The organism is Paenarthrobacter sp. YIM B13468 (assembly GCF_042788025.1).
In the GTDB taxonomy this organism is placed as follows: Bacteria; Actinomycetota; Actinomycetes; order Actinomycetales; family Micrococcaceae; genus Arthrobacter; species Arthrobacter aromaticivorans.
On sequence record NZ_JBHZPI010000021.1, the window covers coordinates 108,154 to 118,408 of the forward strand.

11 protein-coding genes and 1 pseudogene are annotated in these 10,255 nt (G+C 62.0%); 7 read left to right on the plus strand and 5 right to left on the minus strand.

Annotated features, from left to right (window positions below):
- Positions 1-34: 34 nt before the first annotated feature.
- Together ACFX4T_RS18985 and ACFX4T_RS18990 are read right to left on the minus strand one after the other, a co-directional pair.
- On the minus strand, positions 35-517 hold the full coding sequence (locus ACFX4T_RS18985) for a GNAT family N-acetyltransferase (RefSeq protein WP_377653336.1): 483 nt from the start codon (positions 515-517) through the stop codon (positions 35-37).
- Positions 518-612: 95 nt separating this feature from the next.
- Entirely contained in the window at positions 613-1,005 is a 393-nt protein-coding gene (locus tag ACFX4T_RS18990; RefSeq protein ID WP_377653314.1) for an ArsR/SmtB family transcription factor, read from the minus strand.
- 109 nt (positions 1,006-1,114) lie between these two features.
- Between ACFX4T_RS18990 and arsB the strand changes: the two genes are divergently transcribed.
- The 5 genes from arsB to ACFX4T_RS19015 all read left to right on the plus strand — a co-directional run bounded on the left by arsB (position 1,115) and on the right by ACFX4T_RS19015 (position 5,598).
- The gene (arsB, locus tag ACFX4T_RS18995) at positions 1,115-2,236 is read left to right on the plus strand and encodes an ACR3 family arsenite efflux transporter (RefSeq protein ID WP_377653316.1); all 1,122 of its coding nucleotides are present in this window, start codon (positions 1,115-1,117) and stop codon (positions 2,234-2,236) included.
- On the plus strand, positions 2,233-2,655 hold the full coding sequence (locus ACFX4T_RS19000; RefSeq protein ID WP_377653318.1) for an arsenate reductase ArsC: 423 nt from the start codon (positions 2,233-2,235) through the stop codon (positions 2,653-2,655). Before arsB ends, ACFX4T_RS19000 begins: the two co-directional genes overlap by 4 nt.
- A 40-nt stretch (positions 2,656-2,695) precedes the next feature.
- A complete protein-coding gene (trxB, locus tag ACFX4T_RS19005) occupies positions 2,696-3,673 on the plus strand; it encodes a thioredoxin-disulfide reductase (RefSeq protein ID WP_216926804.1) in 978 nt (325 codons plus the stop codon).
- Positions 3,674-3,684: 11 nt separating this feature from the next.
- Positions 3,685-5,076 (plus strand): FAD-dependent oxidoreductase, encoded by a 1,392-nt coding sequence (locus tag ACFX4T_RS19010; protein WP_377653320.1) that lies wholly within the window; start codon positions 3,685-3,687, stop codon positions 5,074-5,076.
- Between the two features lie 99 nt (positions 5,077-5,175).
- Positions 5,176-5,598, plus strand: coding sequence for a low molecular weight phosphatase family protein (locus ACFX4T_RS19015; RefSeq protein WP_377653322.1), 423 nt, complete (start codon positions 5,176-5,178; stop codon positions 5,596-5,598).
- Here ACFX4T_RS19015 and ACFX4T_RS19020 read toward each other — a convergent pair whose 3' ends face one another.
- Both ACFX4T_RS19020 and ACFX4T_RS19025 read right to left on the minus strand, forming a co-directional pair.
- Positions 5,599-6,456, minus strand: coding sequence for a prephenate dehydratase (locus ACFX4T_RS19020; RefSeq protein WP_377653338.1), 858 nt, complete (start codon positions 6,454-6,456; stop codon positions 5,599-5,601). It abuts the gene before it with no gap.
- A 144-nt stretch (positions 6,457-6,600) separates the two neighbouring features.
- Positions 6,601-8,013, minus strand: a complete 1,413-nt coding sequence (locus ACFX4T_RS19025; RefSeq protein ID WP_377653340.1) for an aldehyde dehydrogenase family protein — start codon at positions 8,011-8,013, stop codon at positions 6,601-6,603.
- A gap of 163 nt (positions 8,014-8,176) precedes the next feature.
- Here ACFX4T_RS19025 and ACFX4T_RS19030 point away from each other — a divergent pair, with 163 nt between their 5' ends.
- Complete coding sequence (locus ACFX4T_RS19030) at positions 8,177-8,827, plus strand: LysE family translocator (RefSeq protein ID WP_377653324.1); 651 nt, start codon at positions 8,177-8,179, stop codon at positions 8,825-8,827.
- A gap of 15 nt (positions 8,828-8,842) precedes the next feature.
- On the opposite strand, the gene ACFX4T_RS19035 is transcribed toward ACFX4T_RS19030, so the two are convergent.
- Positions 8,843-9,433: a TetR/AcrR family transcriptional regulator gene (locus ACFX4T_RS19035; RefSeq protein WP_377653326.1), complete on the minus strand. Its 591-nt coding sequence runs from the start codon at positions 9,431-9,433 to the stop codon at positions 8,843-8,845.
- Between the two features lie 124 nt (positions 9,434-9,557).
- Between ACFX4T_RS19035 and ACFX4T_RS19040 the strand changes: the two are divergent.
- A pseudogene (locus ACFX4T_RS19040) lies at positions 9,558-10,255 on the plus strand (histamine oxidase); the annotation flags it as partial.

Genomic DNA, 10,255 nt, shown 5'->3' on the forward strand with positions numbered 1-10,255 from the left:
CCATGACTCTCCCTCTTCGCAGACACTTCCGGTTTCAGACTGTCGCGGACCGTCTTTCGATCATTATGGTGTCGCGCCATTGCCCCGCGAGTGGGCCAAGAGGCATCCGGGCGATTCGATTCCGCCGCCCGACAATCGTGAAGCCCTCCACAACATGCAGCCGGAGGCTTGCTTCATTCTCGGGAAAGACGCTGGCCTGGATTGTCCAGATTCCTGCTTCTTCCGTGGACTTGATCAATGCGCGGAGAAGGGCCTTGCCTACACCCAAACCGCGGGCTTCCCCGGCCACGTAAATGGAATGCTCTACGACACCCGCATACGCTGCTCGCGAGGAGATTGCCGAAACCGCCGCCCAGCCCAAAATACGGCCATCTGCCTCCGCAACGAGCCGATGGTCTTGTAGCTTTGAAGCGTCGAATTGCTCCCACGCAGGAGCAGCGGGTTCGAAGGTGGCGTTCCCGGACTCGATGCCTTCAGCGAAGATCTCCCTGACCACCGGCCAATCGGGGCGGGTCATTTTGCGGATCCGGACCTGGATGTTGGTCGATGAGGGTGTTGTCCCTGCAGTCTCCGCTGTCCCTGTAGTCTCGCCTGTCCTTTTAGTCTGGCTCGTCACAGGGTCTCCAGCAGGCCGGAAGTCCGCTCGATGGAACCCGGGACCAACGAGTAGTAGGCCCATGTTCCCCGCTTTTCGCGGTGCAGAAGTCCCGCATCTACAAGGATCTTTAAGTGGTGTGAGACTGTCGGCTGGCCGAGGTCCAGGGGCTCGGTGAGATCGCAGACGCACGCTTCGCCGCCGTCTGCGCTCTTGACGATGGACAACAGGCGAAGACGGTTGGGATCGGCCAGCGCCTTAAAGACGGAGGCGCGGACCTGAGCCTCATAGGCATCGAGGGACGGCTGGGCTGAAGGCTCGCAGCAAGCTTCATCGCCAGCACTTGCCGGCCTCTCCACGGCTGGGAGCTCGTCCGGGGATAGCAGTTGAAGGGTTTGCGGAGCATCCATGGATCCATTATGCACATAGATTGACAATCATCGATATAGCTGATGATACTTATATCGAACTTCATCAATCTATTGCCTTCGGTGATGCAGGGCATACTCCAGGAGACCAGTGAGCACCTCCACGCAGACCAAAGCCTCGAGGCCCGTAGGGGGCACCGCCGTCGCAGGGCGGCTTTCGGCCATGGACCGCTTACTCCCGGTATGGATCATTGCTGCAATGGCTGTCGGCCTGATTCTGGGGAGTGTTGTTCCTGGCCTGAACGCGGGGCTGGAAGCATTGAAAGTTGGCGAGGTGTCCTTGCCGATCGCCGTTGGCCTCTTGGTCATGATGTATCCCGTTCTTGCGAAAGTGCGATACGACCACGCGCACAGGGTGATGGCGGATCGGCGGCTGATGGTTACGTCCCTGGTTATCAACTGGCTATTGGCTCCGGCATTCATGTTCGCGTTGGCGTGGCTTTTCCTGCCGGACCTGCCTGAATACCGGACGGGGCTGATCATCGTAGGGCTGGCCCGCTGTATTGCAATGGTGATGATCTGGAACGACCTCGCTTGTGGCGACCGCGAATCGGCCGCTGTGCTGGTGTTCATCAACTCGGTGTTCCAGGTGATCGCATTCGGAGGCCTCGGCTGGCTGTACCTCCAGTGGCTTCCAGCACTCTTGGGGCTGCCCACCACCAGCGCAGACTTCTCTTTCTGGGCCATCACGGCATCAGTGCTGGTTTTCCTTGGCATACCGCTGCTGGCTGGTTTCCTCACTCGAACGTTGAGCGAGCGGGCGAAGGGCCGCGACTGGTACGAGGCCCACTTCCTTCCAAAAGTCGGTCCCTGGGCGCTTTACGGATTGTTGTTCACCATCACACTGCTTTTCGCCTTGCAGGGTGGAACCATTCTGGCCCAACCCTGGGATGTCTTCCGGATCGCGCTGCCGTTGCTGGTCTACTTCCTCGTCATATTCGTGGCGGGCATTGCGATTGGGCGGTGGCTGAACCTCGGCTACGCCAAAACCGTCACACTGGCGTTCACTGCGGCAGGCAACAACTTTGAACTGGCGATCGCCGTGGCCGTCGGCACTTTCGGCGTCACGTCCGGCCAGGCACTGGCCGGAGTCGTTGGGCCCTTGATTGAAGTACCCGTCCTTGTTGCACTTGTGTATGTAGCCCTGTGGGCACGCAAGCGCTATTTCACTCCCGAGATGATTGCTGCCCCACCCATGGAGGAGAAGCCATGACCACCGAAACCGCCAAGAAGCCCTCCGTACTGTTTGTCTGCGTCCACAATGCGGGCCGGTCCCAGATGGCGGCCGCGTTCCTGACCACCCTCGCCAAGGGGGAAATCGAGGTCCGCTCCGCCGGTTCCCAGCCCGCCGACAAGGTCAACCCGGCCGCCGTCGAGGCCATGGCCGAACTTGGTATCGACATGTCCGCAGAGATCCCCAAGATCCTCACTACAGAGGCCGTCAAGGAGTCCGACGTCGTTATCACCATGGGTTGCGGCGACGAATGCCCGTACTTCCCCGGCAAGCGGTATGAGGACTGGGTCCTGGAAGACCCAGCTGGCCAGGGTGTTGACGCGGTGCGGCCCATTCGGGATGAAATAAAGACCCGCATCGAGGGCCTGATCGACTCCCTCATCCCTGCGTCCAAGTAATCCGGTTTCCCGCATAGGAGAGATTCTCGTGAGTAATGACATCAGCGCCGAACAACTGATTATCATCGGCTCGGGCCCGGCCGGCTACACCGCGGCAATCTACGCCGCCCGGGCAGGGCTCAAACCGCTCGTCCTGGCGGGGTCGGTTACTGCAGGTGGCGCTTTGATGAATACCACCGAGGTCGAAAACTTCCCGGGCTTCCCGGGTGGTATCCAGGGCCCTGAGTTGATGGACGGACTCCAGGAGCAGGCCGAGAAGTTCGGCGCCCGCATCGTGTTCGACGACGTCACGGAAGTCGATCTGAAAGCTCACCTCAAACGGGTGGTCACAGGCGCGGGGGAGACGCACGAAGCGCCCGCCGTTATCCTGGCTACTGGCTCGGCCTATAAGGAACTCGGACTGCCGGAAGAGAAAAAGCTTAGCGGACACGGCGTGTCCTGGTGCGCCACGTGCGACGGCTTCTTCTTCCGGGAACAGGACATCATCGTGGTTGGTGGTGGAGACTCTGCCATGGAAGAAGCAACGTTCCTAACACGGTTCGGCAAGTCCGTGACTGTTGTGGTCCGCAAGGGTGAACTCCGTGCCTCGCGCATCATGGCCCAGCGCGCCAAGGACAATCCCAAGATCAGCTTCGCCTGGAACTCTGCCGTCACCAAGATCCACGGCGACACCAAAGTTACCGGAGTGACTCTCACAGATACCCGCACTGGAGAAACCCGCGAACAGGCTGCCACAGGGATCTTCGTTGCCATTGGTCATTTGCCCCGCACCGAGCTTGTCGCCGGGCAGGTAGACCTGGACGCTGAGGGTTACATCAAAGTCGATTCGCCCACCACCTGCACCAATCTCTCCGGGGTCTTCGCGTGCGGCGATGCGGTTGATCACCGCTACCGTCAGGCGATCACCGCCGCCGGCACAGGGTGTGCTGCAGCGCTGGATGCTGAACGATTTCTGGCGGCACTTGAGGACGCAGACAGCATAGCAACGGCGCTGGTGGAAGAACCCACCCACGCCTGAGGATCTTAAGGATGAAAGAGGACACAGTGGAGTCAGCTAAGAATCTTCCCGTCGCGGTGATCGGTGCTGGCCCGGTCGGTTTGGCCGCAGCAGCGCACTTGCTCGAACGTGGCCTCGAGCCAGTCATTTTTGAAGGTGGGCACTCCGCAGGTGCGGCCATCGAACAATGGCGCCACATCCGGCTCTTCTCGCCCTGGCGTTTCAACATCGATGCCGCCGCCGTCCGCCTCCTGGAGCAAACGGGCTGGGAATCTCCCCGCCCCACGGCGCTGCCTTACGGTGGGGAACTCATCGACAACTACCTCACCCCGCTGGCAGACATGCCGGTCATGGCGTCCCGGCTGCAGACGGGCGCTCGAGTTATCGCGGTTACCCGCCTAGGACTGGACAAGACCCACGTCCGTGACCGGGACACCACTCCTTTCCTGGTCAGGGTGGAGCACGCAAACGGCGAAACCCGTGATCACGTTGTGGCTGCCGTCGTCGACGCCTCAGGAACGTGGTCAACCCGCAACCCGTTGGGCACGTCAGGCTTGCCCGCCATTGGCGAAGAGGCTGCGGCGGACCACATATCCTCGCCCCTTCCTGACGTCACGGGGCGGGATCGGACCAGCTTTGCCGGCCGTCGCGTCCTCGTCGTGGGCGCTGGACACTCGGCTGCGAACACCCTGATCAATTTGGCCGACCTCTCCAAGGACGAACCCAACACCCGGATCCTGTGGGCCGTGCGAGGTAGCTCTGCAGATAAGGTCTACGGTGGCGGATCCGCGGACGGATTGCCCGCCCGGGGCCAGCTCGGCGCCAGGCTTCGTCGGCTGGTCGAAGCCGGAAGCATCGAGCTGCACACACGTTTCGGCATAGCTGGCCTGAAAACGCTCGATTCCGGAGTGAGCGTTGAATCTGTCGACGGCCGCACGCTGGATGTCGATGTCATCGTTCCGTGCACCGGCTTCCGCCCGGACTTGGAGATCCTGCGCGAACTCCGTCTCAACCTCGATCCTGCTGTTGAGGCACCCACCGAGCTCGGCCCACTGATTGACCCGGAGTTCCACTCCTGCGGGACGGTGCCTCCGCACGGCGCCAAGCTTCTCTCCCACCCGGAGAAGGATTTTTACATCGTGGGGATGAAGTCCTATGGCCGTGCCCCCACTTTCCTGCTGGCCACGGGCTATGAGCAGGTCCGTTCCGTCGCTGCTGCACTGGCCGGTGACCACGAGGCCGCGGACTTGGTGCAGCTGGAATTGCCGGAAACCGGAGTGTGCTCCACGGACGCCGGGACCAGTTGCGATGTTCCCGCAACGGGCATCAACGAAGAAGCGGAGTCGGGCTGCTGTGCTTCACCCGAACCGGTCCTGATCGGATTCCCGACTGGACTCGCCCACGGACGCTCCGGGCAAATCTAACGGCCGTCCACCAGAGAGTCCGATATCGCGGGATCGCGATGAAATCCGCCACCGGATCAAGGATTTGATGGCGTCCCTCACGAAAGAATCAGTGCCTACATGACACACAAGAAACCAGCTGTCCTCTTCGTCTGCAGCAAGAACGGTGGCAAATCCCAACTTGCTGCAGGGCTTTTCCGCGATCTTGCAGGGAACACCATCACTGTTTACTCAGCGGGTACCAAGCCTGGCCCATCTCTGAACAGTCAAGCAGTGGACTCCCTGACCGAGTTGGGTATCGACATTACGGGCGAACACCCTAAACCGGTGACGGACGAAGTCCTGGATCTCGTGGATGCGGTCATCGTCCTCGGAACCGAAGCGAAACTTGATCCGCCTTTCGGCAAGCTGTTCGAGATCTGGGAGACCGACGAGCCATCCGAACGTGGCATCGAGGGCATGGAACGCATGCGCTTGGTCCGGGACGATATCAGAGCCCGGGTTGGGAAACTGTACGGCGAGCTTGCTGACAGTGGGGCATAGCTAAGCGTTGACGGTGTTCCGTTCGCGATAGCCATCGGCGGCGTAGACGCCCAGGATCCGCACCTCCGTGGTGAAGAATTCCAGCTCCTCCAGCGCCCGGCGGAGACGTGCGTCCGCAGGGTGCCCTTCGACGTCGGAGATGAACATGGTGGCCGCGAACTCGTTGCCCACCATGTAGCTCTCAAGCCTGGTCATGTTCAGGCCGTTGGTCGCAAAACCACCGAGCGCTTTGTAGAGGGCCGAGGGGACGTTGCGAACACGGAACACGAAGCTCGTGATCGCGGGGCCCGGGAGCTCCTCTTTGGTGGGGATTTCACGTTCCCGCGCCAGAACCACAAAACGAGTGGTGTTGGTGGGGTCATCCTCGACACCGGAGGCCAGGACATCCAGACCGTACAAGCCTGCGGCCAGTGGCGGAGCGAGGGAAAGCTTGCGGGGATCGTTCCAGTCGCGCACTTCCCTGGCTGATCCTGCCGTGTCTCCGGCGATAACTGGCTTCAGGCCAGCTTCCCGAATGATCTTGCGGCACTGGCCCAAAGCGTGGATATGGCTGTGAACCTCTGTTGCGCCTTCAATGGTGCTGCCTGGAATGCCCAAGAGATCGAATCGGATCGGCAGGAAGTACTCGCCCACGATTTGCAGCTTGGACTGGGGGAGCAGCACATGGATGTCAGCCACACGTCCGGCGATGGAATTCTCGATCGGGATCATCGCCAGCTCGACTTCGCCCGTGGAAACCAGTTCGAACGCGTCCTCAAAACTGGCGCACGGCACGCTTTCGAGTTCGGGGAACATTTCCTTGCACGCGAGATCCGAGTTGGCTCCCGGTTCACCTTGATACGCAATCTTCTGGGCCATGGTGCTCATGGTTTCACGCTGAGCACCCAGCAACCCAACCGGGTCCACCCTGTGACCGGCAACCCAACTAAGTCGCAGTTGAGCGCGTTTTGAGGGGTCAAAACGCGCTCAACTGCGACTTAGTTGGGTCGGGAAACCGGGAAGTCAGCCGTTGATGATCTGCGGAACTCCCAAGGCTTTGAGGCCCTCCGTGCCGAACTCCAGCCCGTAGCCGGACTGCTTCGCGCCGCCGAACGGGATGCGGGGGTCCACGGCGCCGTGCTTGTTGATCCACACGGTTCCGGCTTGGATACGGGAGGCGACCTCGCGGGCGGCAGCCAGGTCGGAGGACCAGACTGAGGCGCCGAGTCCGACGTCGAGCGCGTTTGCTTTGGCGACGGCCTCGTCAACGGTGCTGTACTTGATGATCGGCAGGGCAGGGCCGAACTGTTCCTCGGCTACCAGCGGGTTTTCGTTGTCGATGTCGGCTACCAGCGTGGTGGGGTAGAAGTTTCCGGGCTGATCGGCGTCGGGGTTACCACCGAGCAGGATGCGGGCACCGGACTCGCGGGCGGCCTCAACCAGCCGGGCCACGATGTCGTACTGCTGGCGGTTCTGCAGCGGGCCAAGGACGTTGTTCTCGTCCAAGCCATTTCCCATCGGCATCGCAGCAGCAACAGCGGCCAATTCTGTGCACACTGCCTCGTACTGGGACTCGTGCACGTAGAGGCGCTTCAGCGCGGCGCAGGTCTGGCCGGTGTTGATGAACGCGCCCCAGAACAGGCCTTCGGCGATGGCTTTGGGGCCGGCGTCAGGGAGGACGATGCCGGCGTCGTTACCGCCGAGCTCCAGCGTGAGCCGTTTGACGGTGTCCGCGGAGGAACGGATGATCGCCTTGCCAGTGGCCGTGGAACCGGTGAACATGACCTTGCCGATTGCCTCGTGCGCTGCCAGGGCCTCGCCGACGTCGCGACCACCGGACACCACCGATAGCAGGCCCTCGGGCAGTTCCTGGTTGATGATTGCGGCCAACGCCAGCACGGACAGCGGAGTGTATTCGGAGGGCTTGACCACCACGGCGTTGCCCATCCGGAGGGCAGGTGCGATCTGCCAGACAGTGATCATCATCGGCCAGTTCCAGGGGCCGATCGCACCCACGACGCCGATAGGCCGATAGTGCAGTTCGGCACGGGTTTCGCCGTCGTCCACCACCGTCTCAGGGTCCAGCGGCGTGGCGGCAGTTGCACGGAGCCACGCTGCGCAAGCGCCGACTTCGAAGCGGGCGTTCGGGCCGTTCAGGGGCTTGCCCTGTTCGCGGGAGAGCAGTTGGGCGAGCTCTTCAGCAGAGCGTTCGACGGCGTCGGCGGCCTTCATGAGTGCAGCGGACCGCGCGTCATGGCCCAAGGCAGCCCAGGCTGGCTGTGCAACTGCGGCAGCTGCAACAGCGGCGTCAAGATCTTCCACGGTGTGGACGGGGGTTTCACCAACAGCCGCACCCGTTGCAGGGTCAAGAATCGTGCGGCTGTTCTGGCCGGGGGCTGCGGTAATCGAGGCCAGCAAGGCGTCGTAAGTCTCCATTGGTACTCCGCTCGGGTCGTAAGTCTTGGCGGCCGGTGAGGCGCGCGGCGATGATTCCAGTGTGGTTGGCGTCACGCAGAGTCGCCTTGTCTATGCACGAACAGCCCTTGACGGGAAGCGAACGCTTTCCGGCAGCCCCCGTTCGTACCGGATAATTTGGCGGGTGACTCTTGCATCCCTCGCCGCCTTCGCTGGTCTCTGCCTGGTCCTCTCCGTGACCCCGGGCCCGGATACGTTCCTGGTGCTGCGTATTGCCCTGAACCGGCCCAGCGCCGGGATTGCTGCGGCGGCTGGATCGGCAGGTGCCGCGATTGTGTGGGCTGCCTTGGTGGGTATCGGATTGGCCGCGCTGTTGGAACAGTCGGCGGAGCTCTTCCGGTGGCTGAAGATCGCGGGCGGCTTGTACTTGCTGTACCTCGGTGTTTCTTCGTTCATCAAGTCCCGTAAAGCTGCCAAGGCGGCCAAGGAATCCGTTGGGGGAGCAGGCGCTGAGGCACCCCTGCCGTACAGCCGGCTCGCGGCGCTGGGCGCAGGAGCGCTCTCCACCCTGCTCAACCCGAAGGTGGGCCTGTTCTACCTGGCCGTCGTCCCGCAATTCATCCCGCATGGCGGCGACACCATGGGCACATCACTCATCCTGGGCATCGTGGTTGCCGTCATTGCCTTTGCCTACCTCTCGATGATCGCAGTGGTGGCGTTCAGGGCAATGCGGTGGCTCAAGCGCCCCAAAGTGAGTACCGCCGTCGAGCGTGTCAGTAGCGGGGTTATTGCGGGACTGGGCGTCGGCGTGGTGGCGTCGGGCGCCAGCAGCTAGGCAGCCGGCTCGTAGTTATCCCGCCAGCAGCCTCAGGTAGTTGTCCAGCTGCCCCTCAAGGTCCTGGGCAAAGTGCTCTGCGGGGGACAGCGCTGCCACGATCTGGGCGCCCAGCATCATGTTGAGCAGATGATCGGCGACGGCGGCGTCCCCGATGGGGGCGGCAATCTCGCCGGCCGCGCGGGCTGCTGCTGTATGTGCCGTGATGGTGCTGTGCCACTGGTTCATGGACTCGCTGTGCAGGGTGGCCATCGCTGCGTCATTGAGTGCCTTCTGCCAAAACGGGATCACGATGCGCGCTTCGTTGACGCGTTCCTCGTCCAGCGGCAGGACCTCGGCGCAGAAGGCTCGCAGGGCGGCGACGCCGGCCAAGCCCATGGTCACGGCGGCTATGCGCTGGTTGGTGCGGTTGAAAACGTGTCCGAAAGCTGACGTCAGCAGCAGATCCTTGGTGGGAAAGTAAGGCTTGAGGGCGCCATTGGCAAAGCCGGCTTCTTCCGCAATTTCCCGCATGGTGGCGCCTTCAATGCCCAGCCTTGCAATGATCCGCCAGGTTGCGTCCACCAGTTCGAGGCGTCGTTGATCGTGGTCCACAATCTTTGGCACTGTGCGGAGCTCCCGGAGAAATATTTGGCGGACAGGTCTTGTGACTCATCTTACGTTCTGGTTATTCTCTACACCTATAGAAAATAAATCTTGACCCATCACGGGTCCCTGACAAGAGGCAGCCATGACGCCCACAGCAACCCAGACAGCAACTGACGCAGCCGCCGTTCAGGAAACCCAGTACCGACTGGCAACAGGCGCCGAAATCTCCGAGGTGCAGAGCCTCCTGCAGGCTGCCGGATATCTTGGCCACGAGCAGCGGATCGCCTACCTGGGCCTTGTGGATCCGGCCCGTGGGCAAGCACAAGAAGACCGCCGCTTCCGTGTGTTCATCCATGACATCTCCGGCGGGGCTCCCACCGATGTCCTGGTGTCGGTGACGCGCGGCCAGATCCTGTCCGCAACAGAGCTGGACACCAAAGTCTCCGGCGAACTTCCCGTGCTGGAGGAAGAGTTCGAGGTTGTTGAGACGCTGCTTGCCACGGATGAACGGTGGTTGGCTGCTCTTGCCGCCCGTCGGTTGGAGGTTGAAAAGGTCCGCGTCGCCCCGCTTTCTGCGGGGGTGTTCGAGTACGACGACGAGAGGGGCCGTCGGATCCTGCGGGGCCTGGCTTTCGTGCAGGATTTCCCTGAGGACAGCGCTTGGGCGCACCCGGTGGATGGGCTGGTGGCGTATGTGGATGTGGTCAACAAGGAAGTCACCCAGGTGATTGATCTCGGCGTCATGCCGATTCCTGAAGAGCACGGAAACTACACCGACCCTGAACTCACAGGCCCGCTCCGGACCACCCAAAAGCCCATCAGCATTACCCAACCCGAAGG

Coding starts and splice junctions, on each gene's coding strand:
- ACFX4T_RS18985 (WP_377653336.1), bottom strand. CDS start 517: ATGACCCGCCCCGATTGGCCGGTGGTCAGGGAGATCTTCGCTGAAGGC.
- ACFX4T_RS18990 (WP_377653314.1), bottom strand. CDS start 1,005: ATGGATGCTCCGCAAACCCTTCAACTGCTATCCCCGGACGAGCTCCCA.
- ACFX4T_RS19000 (WP_377653318.1), top strand. CDS start 2,233: ATGACCACCGAAACCGCCAAGAAGCCCTCCGTACTGTTTGTCTGCGTC.
- ACFX4T_RS19010 (WP_377653320.1), top strand. CDS start 3,685: ATGAAAGAGGACACAGTGGAGTCAGCTAAGAATCTTCCCGTCGCGGTG.
- ACFX4T_RS19015 (WP_377653322.1), top strand. CDS start 5,176: ATGACACACAAGAAACCAGCTGTCCTCTTCGTCTGCAGCAAGAACGGT.
- ACFX4T_RS19020 (WP_377653338.1), bottom strand. CDS start 6,456: ATGGCCCAGAAGATTGCGTATCAAGGTGAACCGGGAGCCAACTCGGAT.
- ACFX4T_RS19025 (WP_377653340.1), bottom strand. CDS start 8,013: ATGGAGACTTACGACGCCTTGCTGGCCTCGATTACCGCAGCCCCCGGC.